Here is a 19,984-nt window from a genome sequence, read left to right as displayed (position 1 = left end):
AGAAGAACGTTTCCAAAAAAGAAGTAAGACGAAAAATGCCGCGAAGCCCCCAATTAATGAGCAAACAAAGCACCTGCGGCTGCATCATAAAGAGAAAAACCACGAGCAACCATATAAGTGGAAACGGCTAAAATGAAAACCACTCGAATGAACTGTTCTACAACTTGCGATAAAGCGGTGGGAATCATCTCCCCTATCCCTTGATAAAACCCTCTAATACAGGAAATAAAAGGCGTAATTAAAAAAGAAATTGAAACAACTTTCATTAATGGTTCTAATTGACGATCTCCCATTAGCTCAGCAATCCAACCTGCCCCCAAGTACAAAAGAAGAAATATTCCTAGGCCAACCATTAATTGGAAAATAAATGAAACAATGATAATATCTCTCTTTGTATGTAAAGGATCTTTTTCTGATTCTGCTATCAATTTAGAGATAATAACAGGAAAAGCAGATGTACCTAGTAAAATCGCCATTCCATAGAAAGGATAAACTTGCTGATATATATAAAACCCGATATCCCCAACGATGTTCTGGAATGGCACTCTGTATGCCGCACTTAATATTTTAACAAAAATTCCTGAAAGAGTTAAAACAACTGCGCCAGTTATGATCTTCTGTGACGACTCTCTCTTCTTTTGACGCATCCAAAAATACACCTACTTATCCATCTAAATCTAAACGTAAGTATAACACAAAAAGGGCCTAGCTCAAGGAGGTAGCCCCTCACTCTAAACTTGCCCAACTTTTATTTATCTTGAATTTTACAACTATTTATTGTTCCATTTGTTTTGCAAGAAAACTTCCCGCAGTCTCAACTGCTTTCTGTTCAACATCACCTAAATTATCTTCTTTGCAGATAATGACAACCGCTCCAATCGGATCCCCGTTTGCTATTATTGGAGCTAACGTGTAAGACTTTACATCCTCTATATGTCCATCTAAAAATTCAGCACTCTGTTTATTTACTTGTAAAGCTGAAGAACGTTCCTCCATCACTCGTTCTAACATATCGCTAATGCTTTTTCCTAAGTAATCCTTTTTCGATAAGCCTGCTACAGCAACAAAGGTGTCACGATCACAAATAAAGACAGGGTGACCTAAACTATCATATAAAGCCTCTGCATACTCTTTAGCAAAATCACCCAGTTCACTAATAGGTGAATACTTTTTCAAAATAACTTCTCCATCTCGATCAACAAATATTTCTAATGGATCTCCTTCACGAATACGTAAGGTTCTTCTAATTTCCTTTGGAATAACTACTCGACCTAAATCATCAATACGGCGAACGATACCAGTTGCTTTCATTCTATGTTGCCTCTCTTTCATCTTTAGGTATAGTCTTGGGATTGTCCAATAATCAAATTGATACAATCACCAATGTTGCAATTAGTATCCTTCACTATATAGGTAATATACAGTATTCCGTGATTTTTTTTAGAAGTTATCCCATTTTAGACAAAAGAGATGTATTATATACAATATTAAGGTTAATTTTTGGTAAATGTTCATCTTAAACTTATTTTTATCTAAGCTAAACTCCTATGCTGATACTTCTTCCTTCTTAGCGGCTGAAAGACCGTTCAATAACTTACGAAGGATTTCCACCCATTCTTTTGGTTTTCTCTTTTTAATATTTAAGGTCATCTTTATTTTTGCGTTATCCATGCCTAATCCTATCATCCTGCCGTAGTCATTCGTTAAATCAAAGAGTTTACGCCCATCAATTTGAGCACTTGATTCTTCAGCCAATAAGAGAGTTATTTCATCTTTCACTTGTTTTATTTGTTCAACTTTTTCTTGACTTGCCAATACTTTTATTTGAGCGATCATAAATAACAATTCCACTTCTTGTGGGTATTCACCAAATCGATCGATGATTTCTTCTTGAAGCTCTTCAACTTCTTTTAAAGATTCAATTGAGCGAAAACGTTTATACATATCAATTTTTTGTTTACTATCCTCGATATAGGTTTCTGGAATATAAGCATCAATATCAAAATCGAGTTCTACAGTGAACGTTTTCTTAACATTTTTCGGATCTTTACGACTTTCGATTGCTTCTTTAAGCATTTGAGAGTAAAGATCAAATCCAACAGAATCAATAAAGCCATGCTGCTGGGCTCCTAAAATATTACCAGCACCTCTTATGGACAAATCTCTCATGGCAATTTTAAAACCCGAGCCTAGCTCGGTGAATTCTTTTTATAGCTTGGAGCCTTTTTTCTGCAACCTCTGTCAACACTTTATCTTTACGATATGTGAAATAAGCATAAGCCACGCGGTTAGACCGACCTACACGTCCCCTTAATTGATAAAGTTGAGATAATCCCATCCGGTCTCCATCATATACAATCAACGTATTGACGTTCGGAATATCTACACCTGTTTCAATAATTGTGGTACTTACTAAAACGTCTGCCTCTCCATTTAAGAAGCTTAACATGACAGACTCCAACTCATTTTCAGACATTTGACCATGAGCATAAACAACTTTAGCATCAGGTACTAATACAGATATCTCTTCTGCTTTACGTTCTATGTCCTCTACTCTATTGTAAAGAAAATAAACTTGACCATCGCGTGAAAGTTCTCGTTCAATCGCTTCTTTTACTAAGTTGCCGTTATACTCCATCACATACGTTTGAACAGGGAAACGATTTTCTGGAGGTGTTTCGATTACCGATAAGTCTCTCACACCTAACATGGACATGTGAAGAGTTCTCGGAATTGGCGTTGCGGTTAATGTTAGGACATCTACGTTTGCCTTCAGTTTCTTTATTTTCTCTTTATGTGTGACGCCAAACCTTTGCTCTTCATCAATAATCAGCAAACCAATATCTTTATATTGTATATCTTTTGAAAGCAACCTATGGGTTCCGATCACAATATCAACCGTTCCATTATTAAGACCTTTAATCGTTTCGTTCTGTTCTTTTCTCGTTCGAAAACGCGATAACAACCCTATATTGATTGGGTAATCTTGAAACCTTTCTCTAATTGTTTCAAAATGTTGTTGAGCCAAAATCGTTGTTGGTACAAGGAAGGCGACTTGCTTATGGTCGGCAATCGCTTTAAATGCAGCTCTAATCGCAACCTCTGTTTTTCCATACCCCACATCCCCACATAAAAGTCGATCCATCGGCCGTTCTTTTTCCATATCTACTTTTATTTCATGGATCGACCTTAATTGATCATCCGTTTCTCGATATGGAAATGCGGATTCAAAGTCTCTTTGCATCTCTCCATCTGGTGAAAAAGCATACCCTTTACTTGCTTCTCTTTCAGCATATAGTTTAATTAAATCGTCCGCTATATCTTGGACAGAAGACTCAACCTTCCGCTTAACTTTCTTCCAGTCATTACCGCCCAATTTATAAATCTTCGGTTCCTTTCCTTCAGAACCTACATACTTTTGGACTTGATCAATTTGATCTACAGGGACATATAATTTATCGCTACCTTGATAGCGAATGTTCAAATAATCTTTATGCACATTGTTTATTTCTAACGTTTCTACACCTAAAAACTTTCCAATCCCATGGTTAATATGAACTACATAATCTCCAACAGATAATTCGGAATAGCTCTTGATTCTTTCAGCGTTAGATAATTTTTGCCGGTTCGGGCGTTTTTTTACTCTCTTTTTAAAGAGCTCCGATTCTGTAATAACCGCTATTTTTTGCATCGATAACTCAAAGCCTGTTTGTAGATCTCCTTCAATAATAAAATTTGCTCCAGGCTGAATGAGTTCTTGATGTTTAAGCGGATTAGCAACAATATCATAATCTCCTAAAAGTTCCTCTAACCTTTTCTTTCGATCCTTATTTGGCGCCAAAAAGATAATCGAAAAATTAGCTTTCTTCCACCTTTCTAATTCTGTTTTCAAAATATCCATTTGCCCATGGAAATGTTGCATTTGTCTACATGTAAAATTAAGTATATTTTGAGGGTTAGTATAAGGAACGTGACGTAAAAATAAAGAGAGATATATTATAGGTTTAAAATTTTGCTGAATTAGCTCATGATAGGAATGAGACAGCTTTACATCATGGATGATTTGCCCTTCTTCTAATAAGCTCGTGTACCATTCTGCCTCTTCTTTTTCCAAATGGTCGACCATTTCATGAATCCGACTAATTTCGTCGAAGATAATAACAGCATCTTCTCTTAAATAATCTAGCAAACTAGCAGAAGAATCATAAAAGTAAGATAAGTATTTGAAAGCATCTGTGCTTGTATCACCTTGCTTAAGCTTACTTATTTGCTGCTGAATATTTTCTACCATTTGTTCTTTTTGTTGTTTGTTCTTTATCTTTTTTTAAAGATGCACCAAGGCCCTCTTCTATTTTGTGAATCCCTTTTAATAGATCTGATTCTAGGATGATGTTCTCTTTTGCAGGTCCAATTGATATTGACTGAAGCATTTGATTAGAAAGTTGATTTTCCAAATTGAAATAACGAATAGAATCAACTTCTGTATCAAATAGTTCAATTCTTATGGGGTTTTCTTCTGTTAAAGGATATAAATCCAATATTCCTCCTCTAACACTAAAGTCACCAGGAGAAGCCACCATACCAACTCGTTCATACCCCATTGAGACTAACTGTGACAAAAAGGTGTCTAGTTCAATATCCACTCCCACTTCTATATTTATTTGACGCTTGACCCATTTTTCTTTTGGCGGTAAAATTCGCCTTAATGCAGCTATAGGTGCTACAATCGTGATTTGTTCTCCTGCACTAAGCTTATTCAATACTTCAATACGCTGAGCCATTAGCTCTGGGCTCGCAACAGCAATCTCAGACTCAATCAAATCATTTACAGGATATAAATATGCTTGATCACCAATAAGATTCGCTAAATCTTCGTACACTTTTTGAGCTTGAAACAGATTATGGGTAACTACAATCGTTGCTTTTTCATCATGAATAGCGGCCATTAACAAAGAACGAGCCGATCCCGATATTCCTGCAACCATCTGTTCCTTTAAACCAGCGTCAATACCACTTAAAATTGACGTGATATCCTCTTGTTCTGAGAACAGTTGCTTTATATTTTCCAACTTAAAGTCCCTCCTACATCCTAAAACAAAATAAGTCTATGTAATGATAAGTAAGCCAAACAACTTAGTTGCTTGACCTTCCCTCAATGAAACGTTTTATCTTATATAAATAAACAACCTCTAAAACAGAAAAATGCTTTGGGTAGGCATAATCCATATATGCAAACCAAAGCTTACTAACTATTGAATAAAAGAATCTAACTCGTGGTAACTTGGATTTCGATCTAATGCTTCTTGGCAATCTTCGCAAATAGCTTTAACGAAAATATTACCGTTATCCTCATAGTTAACCATTTCTTCCCTCTCCTCAGTGGAAAGTATATCAAACCCTAAACGCCAACTGTCTAGTACTGATTCATTTATTTTAGCCATTTCCATACCACAATGACGACAAACATATTGTATAGACAACAACGTGTCCTCCTAATGAATGTTTTGTTATGTAGTATGAACGAACTTTCTATAATCTATTCCCAGCATAATAAATTTATAAGCGTTCATTTTTGAAGATATATTTTTAATTAAACTCATTCATGACTTCTGAAAAAGGTTTTGCGATCCATCTTTCACAGGCTTCCTTAGACTTTTTAATACTATCAGTGATCATAGGTGTTTCATCTTGAGAAAAGCTTTTTAATACATAATCAGGTACTCTCATACCTAATGGAGGTCTATCGATCCCAATCCTAATCCTATTAAAGGTTTGACTTCCTAAGTGCTGAATGATGGACTTCATTCCATTATGTCCACCAGCACTTCCTTTTTTCCTTAACCTTATCTTCCCAACAGGTAAATCTAAATCATCGTAAATAACGACCAGTTCATCTTCCTGAATATTAAAATAATTCATAAAAGGAACTACACAATCTCCAGAAAGGTTCATATATGTCAAAGGCTTAAGTAAAAAAACCTTCTCCCCTTCTATAAGAGCACTAGCATAAATGCCATTGAACTTTGTTAACGTTAAATCTACATTTAATGATGAAGCTAGTTCATCCACCACCATAAAGCCAACATTATGCCTTGTAGTTTCATATTGTTTACCCGGATTTCCTAACCCAACGATTAATTTCATTCTATTTTTCCCCTTTATATAAAAGAACTATATGTTTGGTGGCTACCTAAAAAGATCAACTACCTTCACCTTGTTCAAAGGAATACAGATATATAATCATATGAAACCCCAACGTCACCCTTATAGAGATTGTTCAAAAAGTCATAAAAAATTGCTGTCGAATAACTTTGTTGGTTTGCTTTTCCGCTCCTTCGATGCACACGAGGTGCTAGCGCAGGCGTTAACCACACGATGTGGTTGCTCTTAGCCTGTGATCCTCCACCTGTACGTACACTGCGAGTGCTTCGACGCCCAGGACGGGCTAGCGCAGGCGTTGCTCTCGCGACGTGGCTGTACTTAGCCTGTGTTCATTAAGCAAACCGCCTCGTTCTTCTCGGCTCTTTTTCCCCTACTTTTTGAACTCGCACTTATAGTAACGTTGAGGTATGTTAAATTACCTAACTATTCTTTCGTTTCTCTTCCTTCAATTACCTCAGGTTCACCAGGTTCTTGCTCCTCACCAGTGCTGATCTCTAATTCTTGTCTTGGAGGGAGAATACTTATTATGACCTCTTCCCCATCATTAACAATTTTATAACTACGAGCGTTATTCAGATCCTCCACATGCATCGTATCATTAACATGTAAGTTAGATATGTCGATATCGATCGATTGTGGGATATCATCGGGTTTAGCAAGAACAGTTAAATGGTGTAATACTTGTTGCATGACTCCACCATCTTTTTCACCTTGAGAAGTCCCTTCTAACACGACAGGCACTTCAACTTCAATTTCTGACTTCATATCCACAGCACAAAAATCAACATGAATAATCTCATTCTTTAAAGGATCCAATTGTAAATCATAAACCATTACAGAATGCTTTGTTCCGTTTAAAGATAAATCAAGAACCCCGTTCCTGCCTTGGTCACGAATAACCTTAACTAACTCAATACTATCGACTGAGATAGGGTAACTTTTAATTTTACTCCCATAAACGATAGCAGGAATTCTACCGCCTTCTCTTAATTTTCTTCTTGAGGAATTTGTATACGTTTCTCGAGCTTCAACTTCTAATACTACTGACACGTTTACCATTCTCCCTTCTTTTTACCGTAGATCATTAATTTTAATCAAGTGTGTTGAAACATGGATGTGTTAATCTCCTTGTCTATTTTCTTAATTTCTATCAATGTTCCCTACAAGAGAGGAGATTAAACATTAATCAAACAAAGTACTGACTGACAACTCTTCATGCACTCGTATAATAGCTTCCCCTATTAGTGGACCAACCGAAAGTTGCTTTACTTCTTCTGTTTTTTTATCTTCTGGTAAAGAAATTGTGTTTGTTACAACAAGTTCTTTAATTTTTGAACTTTTAATTCGTTCAATAGCAGGTCCAGATAAAACAGGGTGTGTACAACAAGCATAAACTTCTTTGGCTCCATTTTCAATTAATGCGTTTGCAGCTAAGGTAATTGTTCCAGCTGTATCAATAATGTCATCAATTAATATCGCTGTTTTCCCTTCAATATTACCTACGATATTCATGACTTCAGAAACATTAGGTCTAGGTCTGCGCTTATCAATAATAGCAATCGGGGCCTTTAAACGATCAGCTAACTTCCTAGCTCTCGTTACACCTCCATGATCAGGTGAGACAATAACCAAATCTTCTAGCTGTTTTTCCTCAAAATAGTCTGCAAGAATTGGGACACCCATTAAATGATCAATCAAAATATCAAAGAATCCTTGAATTTGTGGAGCGTGAAGGTCTAGAGTAATGACTCTCGTTGCTCCTGCTGTTTCTAGGAGGTTGGCAACTAACTTGGCTGTAATTGGTTCTCTAGCTCTCGCCTTTCTATCTTGACGAGCGTACCCATAATAAGGCATAACAATGTTAATTGTCTTTGCAGAAGCTCTTTTTAGTGCATCAATCATAATAAGAAGTTCCATAATGTGTTCGTTTACTGGTGCACTTGTAGACTGAACAACATAAACATCACAACCTCGAATACTTTCTTCGATGTTGATTTGTATTTCTCCATCACTAAAACGAGTAACTGAGCATTCTCCTAACTTCACGCCAACTACTTCTGCTATTTCCGCAGCTAAAGGTGAATTAGAATTCAAGGAAAATATCTTTAGATTTGAGTCTTGATAATGTGTACTAGTCATAAAAGAAGAGCCTCCTGTAACGGTTTTATCATGAGTCATCTATTTTTTATTGTAATCGAGTTTATTCATTTGACGTGATCGAGCGATAGATAAAGAATTAGCTGGCACATCTTCTGTTATCGTCGACCCAGCTGCAACAGTTGATTTATTGCCAATTTTAACAGGAGCAATTAAGTTTGAGTTACAGCCAATAAATGCATCGTCTTCAATCTTAGTGAGGTGTTTCGCCTTTCCATCGTAATTAACAGTTATTGTACCACATCCTATATTGACGTTCGTTCCAACTTCAGCATCACCGATATAGCTTAAATGAGACACTTTGCTATCGCTGCCTATGTCTGATTTTTTTACTTCTACAAAATTCCCAATCTTTACATTTTTGTCAATAAATGAAGACGGTCTAATATGAGCAAACGGTCCAATAACAGCCTGATCTTTAATTTCACTTTCATGAACGACCGATTGTTTTATAACCGTCCCGTTTCCGATTGTTGAATTGGCTATTTCTGAGTTTGGGCCTACTTGGCAACCTTCACCTATACTTGTTTGACCTTTAATGATTGTCCCTGGATATATAACCGTATCTTTCCCAACTTCTACTGAGTCTGAGATATACGTTTGATTAGGGTCAATGATTGTTACACCATTTTTCATATGTTTACGATTGATTCGGTCTTTCATATACTTTTCTGCTTGAGACAATGCCACTCGATCGTTTACACCTAAAGTCTCTTCAAAGTTGTTCGTTGCAAATGCAGAGACTTTCTCATTACTTTTAAATAAGATTTCTATTACATCTGGTAAATAATATTCTCCTTGTGCATTATCATTTTTCACTTTTGTTAAAGTGTCGAACAATACTTCATTATCAAAACAATAAGTTCCTGTATTAATTTCACTAACCTTTAACTCTTCTTCATTGGCATCTTTATGTTCAACAATTTTCCCTACATTACCTTCGTTATCTCTAATAATTCTACCATATCCTGTCGGGTCTTTCGCAATAGCAGTTAAAACCGTAGCCTTTGCTTTTGTTTTTTCATGCAGCCCAATCAATTGGCTAATCGTTTCAGCTGTAATTAAGGGTGTATCCCCACATAACACAATAGTTGTTCCTTTTTTCCCTTTAAGAAACTCGCTTGTTTGCATGACCGCATGTGCCGTTCCTAGTTGCTCATTTTGCAAGGAAAATTGCGATTTATTTTTCAGTTGTTGTTTAACCTGGTCAGCACCATGACCAACGACTGTTACAATTATTTCAAGATTTAACTTTTGAACTTGATCAATGACATGTTCCACCATAGGTTTTTCACAAACCGGATGAAGCACTTTATATAAACTAGATTTCATTCTTGTCCCTTGTCCGGCAGCTAATACCACCGCAAAACGATTCTCCATTTAAAGGCCTCCAATATCCTTTTTGTCCATACAAAATATATATCATTAACTATGATATTTCAAGGATCAGTTTACTCCATGTTATTATTATAACAAACTGCCTAAGCACAAAGGTTTAGTTTGTTAAAAAAGACTAATAAAAAAAAGAGCTTTATCAAAGCTCTTTTTATCCCGAATTATGAAGCACCTGCTTCTTGAAAATCAACCTCTAACTCACCTACACGATGGAACTCTGCTAAAACAGCGTCTTGAATCTTTCCTCGTGTATTTGAATTAATAGGGTGCGCAATGTCTCTGAACTCACCATCCGGTGTACGCTTACTTGGCATTGCAACAAATAGACCGTTATTACCATCAATGACGCGAATGTCATGAACAACAAACTCACCATCTAAGGTAATAGAAGCAATCGCTCTCATGCGGCCATCTGTATTTACACGGCGTAATCTCACATCTGTTACTTCCAATCTGTTCACCACCTTTTCCCTACTATAGAGGTTGTTCAAAAAGATGCAACAAGAAGTCTAAAATAGATAACACCTTAAAACTTTTCCCTAGATGTTTCGTTCCGTCTTCTTGTCGATTTTCTTTTTGAATGAAAGTTCTTAATACAACTATTCAACGAATGTTTCTCTTTTCCTGCAAACCTTCGAAAAAACTTTTGAAGAAAAAGGGATTACTGTAATTAGATGATTAAGAAAAGCGGAAGCGCACGGTTAGCGATGCATATTAAAAGGAACGTCAACTAAGTTCAGCCACGTCCTGTGGCTAACGTAGACCCACCTCCATCCTGGAGGCGTCTCCGTTGACTTATCATAAGGAAGTGGAACATCATCTAAGATCGCCCACGTCCTGTGGGCAAAGATGATGCTAGCACCTCCTGTGCATCGGAAGCATCACCAGTCGCTAGGCGATGGAGCTAGACAATAGAAAAGCGGAAGCGCATGTTTGACCAGAGCAAGGATTGAGCATTGGAACTAACAAATATGAAAGCACTTTCTATGTAAAGACAAGGTTAATACACCCTATTTTATAACTGACGCTATCACTTCTATTTCTATTTCAACATCCTTTGGCAGTCTTGCTACTTCTACACATGATCTTGCTGGCTTATGATTTTCAAAATACTCTCCATAAACGTTGTTTACAGCATTAAAACTGTTCATATCTTTTAAATAGACCGTTGTTTTGATAACAGATTGGAGCGAACTTCCTGCTTCCTCTAGAACTGCTTGAATATTTTTAAAAACTTGATGAGTTTGTTCAATGACATCCCCGTCCAGTAAATTCCCTTCTGAAGCTAAGGCAATTTGACCAGAGCTGAAAAATAAATTATTGACGATAACCCCTTGTGAATATGGACCAATTGCAGCTGGCGCTTTACTCGTATTAATCATTTCCATTTTTACCACTCCTCATCAATTTGCCTTCTTCCAAAAAAAGAAGCTAATCTTAAGCTAAATTCAGAAAATAATTACCTTGATTTACACGAATACTGCTCTTTTTACTATCAAGGTATTCAAGCTTTAATAAAGATACATAATCATCTACTAACCGTTCCTCATCAGCAATTACTTCCATTAAAACACCTATACCAACTACCTCTGCTTGAAATTCTTCTAATAAGCTGTTCATGCCATTAATCGTTCCACCGGCCTTCATGAAGTCATCAATGATCAGTACATTAGCGTGTTCTTTTAAGCTTCTCTTTGACAACAACATTGTTTGAATGCGTTTAGAGGATCCCGAAAGGTAATTAATACTAACCGTAGACCCCTCCGTTATTTTACTATCCCTTCTCACCACAACAACAGGAACGTTTAATAATTCTGCTACAGCGTAAGCAATCGGAATACCTTTAGTGGCTACTGTTACCACATAATCAATTCCCTTATCAGCGTAAACAGAAGCGAACAATCTTCCTATTTTTTTTATTAGATCCGGTCTCCCAATGATGTCCATTAAATACAGATATCCGCCTGGAAGTATTCTTTCTCGATCCTCCATTAATTCACATAAATCACGAATCATTTCTTCTGCTTCTTCTCGTTCAACTTTAGGAATAAATTTAACTCCACCAGCTGCTCCAGATGCTGTAATTAATGTTCCTATTCCTTGTTGTTGAAATGTTTGCTTAATAATGGCTAAATCTTCACTTATGGATGATTTTGCAGACTGATAGCGCTCAGAAAAAAATGTCAATGGGACGGATTCTTGTGGATGGTTTAATAGATAATTCGTCAAATCCACTAACCTTCCACTTCTTCTAAACTTCATTTAGTTAAACCTCCATAAAAACCGTATATTTTATTCCAAATATAAATGAATATACGTATCATTTCAAGTTATGACCGATCCCCAAGTATTCGAACAGCAAAGACATCATCACAGAAGCCTCTCAGTCCATTGTAAATTCGAGTTATCTTTGATTCTAACTGTACAAGACCGAAAACCGTAGGCCCGCTCCCACTCATAAGAACAGCATCTGCACCAAACTTTTTCATCTTCTCTTTTATTGCAGCTACTTCTGGATGTAGATTCAAGGTTACATTTTCTAATACATTTCCTAAGTTTTCGCAAATACCTTCATAGCTTTTATTTTCCAATGCCTTGATCATTTCAATCGTATTAGGGTGAGAAACATGATCTAGCGAAAACTTCTTATACACTTCCGATGTGGAGACACCAATAGATGGTTTAGCTAAAATAACCCAGCAACATGGAGGGGAAGGTAAATGTTGTATAACTTCCCCTCTACCTTTTGCTAATGCAGTACCTCCGTAAACACAGAAAGAAACATCAGAGCCAATTTTCGCACCTAATTCTGCCAATTCCTTTAACGACAAATTAAGATTCCAAAGTCTATTTAAACCCCTTAATGTTGCAGCAGCGTCACTACTTCCACCAGCTAAACCAGCGGCTACAGGTATAGATTTCGTAATTGATATGGCAACACCCTTTTTAATACCATAAGTGACTTTCATAAGTTCTGCTGCTTTATAAGCTAAATTACGTTGGTCATTGGAACATAACGACTCTGTGATACAATTTTGACCTCATCCGCATCTAAGGTCCTTAATTCTATTCGATCAGCTAAATCCACTGTTGTCATGACCATTTCAACTTCATGAAAACCATCAGCACGTTTATGAAGTACATCTAATGACAAATTGATTTTAGCTGGTGCTTTTTCTAAGATTCTCAACTTTCTTTCACCTACTTAACGTTCTTAAAATTGTATTCACATTGTAACACAAACAGAGATGCATTACGTAGAAGAAAAGCGGATGCGCCCGTTCATCGTAGGACTTTTTGAACAACCTCTTAAAACGAAAAAGACTGACTAATAAATAGTCAGCCCCGTATTAATTAAGAGTTGTCATGAATACAGCTTTATCCCTTATTATTTTGAGTTATTTGCTGTTCGGCTTTTTGAATAGCTAGTTTAACCATATTGCCCGCATCTTTCGCTCTTATTGCTCCCCAGCCTTCGTTTTTCACTGTATCGTAAAAGCCTAAATTCTTTCGCAAGCTCATTTAAATTGATCCGACATTACACCTTTTCTTGCCATGTCGTATCCTCCTCATATTGGGATGCGCGTGATCATCACGACACTTATAGTTTTTCCAAGAATAGATTCAATTCATTCTATACCTTTCTTTCCACATCAGGCATATCAGCACCTAAAAAGGAAAATTGGCATACAAAACGGTCATTTTTAACCAAAATAAAAAGCAGCAAACAATTGTCTACTGCCCTGCTAGCAATGCACTATCATCAAAGGTTATTTCTACCGTTTCTGTTAATACATCGGCATAACTATATGATACTCTTTCAAAAGAATTTTCCTGTTGATCTAATTCAATCACAAATACAGATGGGTATGTTTCGGCTAGGACTCCACAACGTTCTACAGTCTTTCTTCTACCACCATTGGCCTTTAAGGTTAAACGTTTACCCAGATTTAAATCTAGAGATTGTTTAATATCAATTAAAGTTTTCGCCATTGCATCCACCTCTCATATCTTCCATTATAAACCTTAACTAAATAAAAGTCAAACAAACTTTAAATTCTATCAACACAACACCACTATGTCAATAAATTTAATCCTACAAAATTCTTCATTATTCTCATCTAATTTGCACCGAAAATGTATTTTTTATGTACACTTGTCCATTTTTAAAAGAAAAGGACGCAGCGAGCGATCACAAGCATGAGGAACATCAACTAACTATTGCCAATCAAGATAGTGGTTCTTAGTTAATCCCCCTTTTGTACTAGCCACTAAATCAACTCACTATTTAGTGGCTTTTTTCCTACGTAATGACTTACTCATTGTTTAACTTGAAGGGCATCCCCATCCTTAAAACCCCTTTAGTTTCTATTCCTCCAAGTCCTTTTTCTCTTGTTAAGGTATTTTTCAATATATCCCATACATTAATACGTTCCACAAATGGGGTGAAACTAATTTTTGCAACAATATAAACCGGGTCTAATGCATGAATATTAACCCTAGAGGGTGAACTGGCAAAGTTCGCTCCAGCACGAATTAAGGATTCAAAATGAGATTGACATGCTCCTGCAAAAATAATTAGTTGGTCTCGGTGTTGAATCCACTTTCTCGCTAGCTTAACTGTTTTCACAAAGTCCTTTGAATGCCTATAAGCGTTTAAGTCATCAATCCCACCTTTATGTTTAGAATAAGCATCATGTCCAGTAATGACGAGTATATCAGGCTGATACTTTTCCATTAGTTCACTAATCCTTTTCGGCATTTCTGTCTCTTTACAATATTCACCATGTACCGGGACACCAATTTTCTCGTATAAATGTAAACATTTATCTAGATAAGCAGGATCTCCATCTAGGTGTAATACCTTCCCCGGAATATGAAAAACGTTTTCATCATACCGATAAAAATTAGTAGCAACATACTCTTGCTTCTCTTTTATTAATAGTTGGTCTTGTTTTAATAAATATAATGACCGTTCTAACTTTTCTTTCTCTTCATCAATTCTATGTCTTAATTCTCCCTCATCCACATTAACAAGGTCAGATAAAAAAGCATCTGCAACTAACCGAACAGATTCTCCATATAAAATAGCTAAATGATCGCCAGATGACCTTTTTCTTATTTCCGTAATTTTAAAGATAACATCACATTGGTACGATCTTCTTGAGACAATATCTCCACTTCTAAACCCCATCACTTTTCACTCCGATACAAATACGAGGATAGTAATTGATTCACACCTCAAAAAAATGTATTCTTCAATACAATATGGAATATAGAGCGGAATGGTGATTATAAGAAAAGCGCAAGTGCCCGTTTAGCAACGGCGGAATATAGAACATCAACTAAGTACAGTCACCTCCTGTGACTAACGTTGACGCTAGCACGTCCTGGGCATCGCCGTATGAGATAAAAAAGCAGAAAGCGGGGGATCTACTAACTACCGCCACGTCCTGTGGCAAACGTAGATCCACCTCCGTCCTAGAAGCGCCTCCATTGACTTATCATAGCGAAATGGAACATCATCTAAAGACGTCCACGTCCTGTGGACAACGATGATGCTAGCACGTCCTGTGCGTCGGAGTTACTGGGCACTTGAGCTAGACAACGATGTAAGAACTTTCTATATAAGAACAGATTTTTATGCTTTCTTGACATAGTACGCATATACTATAAAAACCTAATGGACATGTCCATTAGGTTTTTACATAGTCGTCTTCATCTTATCCTTGTTCTTGATAGAACAAATCACTTAGTAAGGCAAACTCTTTTATTGTCAAAGTTTCCCCTCTCCTATTTGGACTGATATTTGCTTTTGATAACAGATCCTCTATTTGTGCTTTACTCAATCCGTCTTTTTTATAACGAGTAACTAAATTGTTTAGTATGGTTTTTCTTCTTTGTGCAAAAGACGATTTCACTAAATCAGAAAAATAGGAATGATTTTTCAGATCAACAATTGGTTTATCGCGAAGATTTAACTTAATAACCGCCGAATCAACATTTGGTTGGGGAATAAATACGGTTCTAGGCACATCCATTACGACCTTTGCTTCTGTATAATATTGCACAGCGACAGACAATGTCCCATAATCTTTCGTTGATGGGACAGCGGTCATTCGGTCAGCCACTTCTTTTTGAAGCATCACCACAATCCCCTTTACTGGCAACTGCTCTTCTAATACCTTCATAATAATTGGCGTCGTTACGTAATAAGGTAAATTAGCGACTACCATAATTTCCTTACAACCCTTTAGTTCCTGATCAATTACTTCATGAATATTAGCTTTTAACACATCTTGATTAATGATTGTTGTATTCCTATAAGGAGACAAAGTTTCGTCTAAGATAGGAATTAAACGCTTATCTATTTCGAATGCCACTACTTTTTTTGCTCTTTTTGCAAGTTGCTCTGTGAGTGCTCCTATCCCTGGTCCTACTTCAATTACACCTGTTTCTGAGGTAACATCAGCATGATCAACAATACGACTTAGTACATTCGTATCAATAAGGAAATTTTGTCCTAAACTTTTTTTAAAGGAAAAACCATGCTTTTTTAAGATATCACGTGTACGATTAATAGTCGCTATTTCTTTATTCATGGTTTTCCTCCTGTATTACCATTTTTAACGCCTCTTCAAACTTACTTTTTGATATTTGAAACATTTTCAGTCTTTTATGAAGTTGTTTTGCATTACAATAGCCAATTTTTAAAATATAGCCTAAACGTTCTCTTCTTTTTCTTGCTTTTTCTCCTCCAACTAAACCTGCTTCAATTAAGTCATTAAACTCGATTTCCGACTCTATCCCAGATTCTAATGTTACATAAACGTTAGATAAGGCATCTTTAATGACTTTTTTAGAGGCATGCTCGACCCCAAGTCCCTTCCCATTTCGTGCTTTCGCTTCATTTCTTGGTATAAAAGCATGCTTACACCCTGGGACATGCTGAGCCTATCGTTTTACGAATTTTTTCCCCTGGATAATCAGGGTCTGTAAAAATAATAACACCTCTTGTCGCTTGTGCATGACGAATTTGTTCAATAATGTATGAATTGATGGCAGAGCCATTTGTTTCAATTGTATCAGCTTGAACTGCTTCTTTTATTTTATTTGTATCGTCTCTTCCTTCGACTACAATGATTTCTTTTATGTTCATAAATTCCTCCGAAAATTTTTGTTACATTTCTGAAACTTTTTTTGTAACGTAAATCGTCTAATGTAATGAGTAAGAAATAAAACTTCTGATTAGAAGTATTATACCAATCATCCTTAGGATACACTAACGTAAATTAAGAAATGTGAAAGCAGTGGACTAAGAAAAGCGCAATCGCCTTGCTCAGCCACGACAAGCATAAGGCGCGGAGAAAAGAAAGATGTTCTTTATCTTTTGTTCTACGTGACTTATGACCTCGAGTGGTTAGGCGCTGGAGCTAGACAGCAATGTTAGCACCTTCTTATAAAGGACAAAGTTTATACATTCTTATCTTTTAAGAAAAGCGCAAGCGCCCGTACTTTCTGATCTTAAAAATAAAGAGGGCACGTGACTTATTGCAGAAAATAATTCTCTAAACATAAAAAAAGAGGGTAGATACCCCCTTGATAATAAATAAAATTATGCCTTAGTTTAAAATTTTTATTTTCACTGTTCTGTTACCCCAGCGGTAAGCAGCAGATTTACTTGAGAAGAAAACATCAATTTTGTTCCCTTTAATACTAGAACCAGTGTCTGCTGCAACGGCATAGCCGTACCCATCGACATATACTTTCGTACCTAACGGGATGACGCTTGGATCAACGGCAATGACTTTTGCATTGGGATTTGCAATCAAATCGTAACCTGTCGCTGTTTTGCCGGAACAGCCGTTACAACTTGCAGTGTAAGCTGTCGATCTCACATAAAATTCCTTTGCAACTGATTCATTGCTGTTACTTCTAGAAACATTTGTTGATGAGTTGATTGTGTAGCTTTCGTTCCTACTGCAACAATTTTATCCTGACTCTCTTCTGTTGTAATGGTTTTTAATAAGTCACGACTTACTTCTTCACCGTTTTCAAGAACAATTTCGTAATGCTTTTCTTTTTTTCCGTTTTTTCCGTTTTGGAGAGTCTTTTGTTTTCCGCTTTCTAAGCTACTGTCATTCTTTTTAACAGTATCGAAGGCGATATCTTCTTCCACTACATCGGTGACCTTTTCTACTCTAGTGATGGTTACTTCTTCTCCTTTGGATAGAGCGGTTTCAGTTTTCGGCTCAACTTTATCCAATTCACCTAGTTGTATATCATTTTCTGCTAAAAGATCAGCGACCGTAGTCGAAGTGGTCCACACCTGTTTTTGCTCTCCAGCAACGTTTAAGCTTATTGAAATCGCTTTTGTAATATTAATCTTCAAATCTTCTTTTAAGCTGGTTTCTAACTTCGGTTCTATCTTATCGTGTTCTAAAAATTCAATTCCTTCAGTTGCTAACAATTGTTTAACAGTATCAGCAACCGTCCAAATTGTTTGTTCTTCTCCATCTATTGTAATGTGTACAGGCTTTGATGCTTCGTAGGTAACTTCAAGATTATCCGTAATTTCAGTACTTTCTTTTGGTAACAACCTATCTTCTTTTCTTGGATCTATTTCTAGTTCTTCAAGTAAATCTTCTACTGTCTTTGCATGAGTACGAATAGTTTGGTCTTCTCCATTAATGGACACGTTGACCGATTCTTTTGTTCCTTCATAGGCACCATATGCCGTACTTGTGCCAATGACTAGCAAACTAGCTGTCGATATTAATAATCGATTCTTACTCCATTGTCCGGACAACAGATTTTTCACGTTTAAATTCACGATGAAAAACGCCTCCTTCTTCTCCGTGAGATTATATAGAGTATTTTTCAACATGTCAACCACTTTTTAAGAAAGTACTCTCTCATTTAGGTCTGGCTCCATAACCTAAAAACTTCCACACACATGATGTGCATGCGCGTAACCATAGTCACAGAACGTCAATGAACAAGTGGTTCTAGCGTAGACGTTGCCACAGGACTTTGCTAGTATCAGTTGATGATCCTCTTTTTTAGTTGACGCTCTATATTTTTTCATCGTTCAACGGACGATTTTTCCTTTCTTAATTTTTCTAATCGTACTGTATATTATGCTAAAAGTCTAGCAATTTTTAAAGGAGAACCTCTCGACAAAATCATTCTATGAGAAAAAGGAGTGACATAGAAGTAAGAATTCGAATTCAAAAAAAGAGAACTCCATCAACAACGATCAATGACACTTTAAACCTTGTTATTCAAAGGTTCAACGCTAAGATAGACTAAACCTTTTTTTATGATGAAATTGAGACAAAACAATATTTTGATCCTTCATCATTTTGTCATTTTATAGCGAAAAGTTTTTTTGCATTCTCTTCTGTTATTTGAACAATCTCTTTATAGCTTTTTTCTTTAAGTCTCGCTAACTCTTCGGCCACATATTTCACATAACTAGGTTCGTTCCTCTTTCCTCTGTAAGGATGGGGAGTTAAATATGGACAATCTGTTTCGATTAATAGTCTATCTAAAGGTACTTCCTTTGCCACTTCTTTCACTTTCCTTGCATTTTTAAACGTAACCGGCCCACCAAAGGAAAGAAAAAAGTTCATATCTAAGCATTGCTTAGCGACTTCAAGACTTCCTGAAAAACAGTGCATAATGCCTCCGATCTCTCTTGCCCCTTCCTCTTGAAGGATTTCAACCACATCGGACGTAGCTTCACGATTATGAATGATGATAGGAAGGTTAACTTCCTTTGCCAGCTTAATTTGCTTACGGAACACTTCCTTTTGAATTTCTTTAGGGGATTTATCCCAATGATAGTCTAACCCCATCTCTCCTATAGCAACCACTTTAGGATGTGACGATAGTTCTTTTATCCATTTAAGGTGTTCATCTGTCATATCAATGGCATCAACTGGATGCCATCCTATTGCTGCATATAGAAAGTCATACTCTTCTATTAATTTCATAGCTCGGTTAATGGTTTCAGTATCAAACCCTACCACGACAATATTTGTAACACCTTCTTCTTTGGCACGATCAATGACTTCTTGTAAATCTTCATCATATTGATATGCGTTTAAATGAGCATGAGTATCAAATAACATTTTTACACCCTCTTTATTAATTAAATTAACTAATGTACTAAGCGATTCTTAGTAAAACAAAAAAGAAAAAGAGGTGCTAAAATGCGTGTTCAAAAAGTAAAGAAAAAGAGCCGAGAAGAACGAGGCGCCTAGTT

At 36.4% G+C, this 19,984-nt stretch carries 14 protein-coding genes and 5 pseudogenes; all 19 read right to left on the bottom strand.

The window, feature by feature from the left end:
• Nucleotides 1–53 precede the first annotated feature (53 nt).
• The 19 genes and pseudogenes from LC087_RS14060 to LC087_RS13970 all read right to left on the bottom strand — a co-directional run bounded on the left by LC087_RS14060 (nucleotide 54) and on the right by LC087_RS13970 (nucleotide 19,850).
• On the bottom strand, nucleotides 54–647 hold the full coding sequence (locus LC087_RS14060) for an oligosaccharide flippase family protein (RefSeq protein WP_306019660.1): 594 nt from the start codon (nucleotides 645–647) through the stop codon (nucleotides 54–56).
• A 127-nt stretch (nucleotides 648–774) separates the two neighbouring features.
• Nucleotides 775–1,311, bottom strand: a complete 537-nt coding sequence (gene spoVT, locus LC087_RS14055) for a stage V sporulation protein T (protein WP_226541953.1) — start codon at nucleotides 1,309–1,311, stop codon at nucleotides 775–777.
• A gap of 234 nt (nucleotides 1,312–1,545) precedes the next feature.
• Nucleotides 1,546–5,069 (bottom strand): annotated as a pseudogene (mfd, locus tag LC087_RS14050) (transcription-repair coupling factor).
• Between the two features lie 180 nt (nucleotides 5,070–5,249).
• Nucleotides 5,250–5,480, bottom strand: a complete 231-nt coding sequence (locus LC087_RS14045; protein WP_226541948.1) for an anti-sigma-F factor Fin — start codon at nucleotides 5,478–5,480, stop codon at nucleotides 5,250–5,252.
• A gap of 106 nt (nucleotides 5,481–5,586) precedes the next feature.
• The gene (pth, locus tag LC087_RS14040) at nucleotides 5,587–6,144 is read right to left on the bottom strand and encodes an aminoacyl-tRNA hydrolase (protein ID WP_226541946.1); all 558 of its coding nucleotides are present in this window, start codon (nucleotides 6,142–6,144) and stop codon (nucleotides 5,587–5,589) included.
• 441 nt (nucleotides 6,145–6,585) lie between these two features.
• Nucleotides 6,586–7,212 carry a 50S ribosomal protein L25/general stress protein Ctc gene (locus LC087_RS14035; RefSeq protein WP_226541944.1) on the bottom strand — a complete coding sequence of 209 codons (627 nt, stop codon included), beginning with the start codon at nucleotides 7,210–7,212 and terminating at the stop codon, nucleotides 6,586–6,588.
• Between the two features lie 132 nt (nucleotides 7,213–7,344).
• On the bottom strand, nucleotides 7,345–8,301 hold the full coding sequence (locus LC087_RS14030) for a ribose-phosphate diphosphokinase (protein WP_226541942.1): 957 nt from the start codon (nucleotides 8,299–8,301) through the stop codon (nucleotides 7,345–7,347).
• Between the two features lie 39 nt (nucleotides 8,302–8,340).
• The gene (gene glmU / locus LC087_RS14025) at nucleotides 8,341–9,699 is read right to left on the bottom strand and encodes a bifunctional UDP-N-acetylglucosamine diphosphorylase/glucosamine-1-phosphate N-acetyltransferase GlmU (protein ID WP_226541940.1); all 1,359 of its coding nucleotides are present in this window, start codon (nucleotides 9,697–9,699) and stop codon (nucleotides 8,341–8,343) included.
• A gap of 176 nt (nucleotides 9,700–9,875) precedes the next feature.
• Entirely contained in the window at nucleotides 9,876–10,166 is a 291-nt protein-coding gene (gene spoVG, locus LC087_RS14020) for a septation regulator SpoVG (protein ID WP_226541938.1), read from the bottom strand.
• 558 nt (nucleotides 10,167–10,724) lie between these two features.
• Nucleotides 10,725–11,102 carry a RidA family protein gene (locus LC087_RS14015; protein ID WP_226541936.1) on the bottom strand — a complete coding sequence of 126 codons (378 nt, stop codon included), beginning with the start codon at nucleotides 11,100–11,102 and terminating at the stop codon, nucleotides 10,725–10,727.
• Nucleotides 11,103–11,151: 49 nt separating this feature from the next.
• Nucleotides 11,152–11,976 carry a pur operon repressor gene (gene purR, locus LC087_RS14010; RefSeq protein ID WP_226541934.1) on the bottom strand — a complete coding sequence of 275 codons (825 nt, stop codon included), beginning with the start codon at nucleotides 11,974–11,976 and terminating at the stop codon, nucleotides 11,152–11,154.
• A 68-nt stretch (nucleotides 11,977–12,044) separates the two neighbouring features.
• Nucleotides 12,045–12,904: pseudogene (gene ispE, locus LC087_RS14005) on the bottom strand (4-(cytidine 5'-diphospho)-2-C-methyl-D-erythritol kinase).
• A gap of 188 nt (nucleotides 12,905–13,092) precedes the next feature.
• A pseudogene (locus LC087_RS14000) lies at nucleotides 13,093–13,253 on the bottom strand (protein sspF).
• Between the two features lie 196 nt (nucleotides 13,254–13,449).
• Nucleotides 13,450–13,707 (bottom strand): biofilm formation stimulator Veg, encoded by a 258-nt coding sequence (veg, locus tag LC087_RS13995; protein ID WP_226541931.1) that lies wholly within the window; start codon nucleotides 13,705–13,707, stop codon nucleotides 13,450–13,452.
• A gap of 322 nt (nucleotides 13,708–14,029) precedes the next feature.
• Nucleotides 14,030–14,908: a sporulation peptidase YabG gene (gene yabG / locus LC087_RS13990; RefSeq protein ID WP_226541930.1), complete on the bottom strand. Its 879-nt coding sequence runs from the start codon at nucleotides 14,906–14,908 to the stop codon at nucleotides 14,030–14,032.
• Between the two features lie 529 nt (nucleotides 14,909–15,437).
• Nucleotides 15,438–16,316 (bottom strand): 16S rRNA (adenine(1518)-N(6)/adenine(1519)-N(6))-dimethyltransferase RsmA, encoded by an 879-nt coding sequence (gene rsmA, locus LC087_RS13985; RefSeq protein WP_226541929.1) that lies wholly within the window; start codon nucleotides 16,314–16,316, stop codon nucleotides 15,438–15,440.
• Nucleotides 16,309–16,873 (bottom strand): annotated as a pseudogene (rnmV, locus tag LC087_RS13980) (ribonuclease M5). Before rnmV ends, rsmA begins: the two are co-directional and overlap by 8 nt.
• A gap of 463 nt (nucleotides 16,874–17,336) precedes the next feature.
• Nucleotides 17,337–18,535: pseudogene (locus LC087_RS13975) on the bottom strand (ubiquitin-like domain-containing protein).
• Between the two features lie 547 nt (nucleotides 18,536–19,082).
• Nucleotides 19,083–19,850 (bottom strand): TatD family hydrolase, encoded by a 768-nt coding sequence (locus LC087_RS13970; RefSeq protein WP_226541926.1) that lies wholly within the window; start codon nucleotides 19,848–19,850, stop codon nucleotides 19,083–19,085.
• Nucleotides 19,851–19,984 lie beyond the last annotated feature (134 nt).

The organism is Bacillus carboniphilus (assembly GCF_020524035.2).
Lineage (GTDB): Bacteria > Bacillota > Bacilli > Bacillales > JAIVKR01 > Bacillus_CC.
This window is presented reverse-complemented; position numbering and strand designations above follow the sequence as displayed.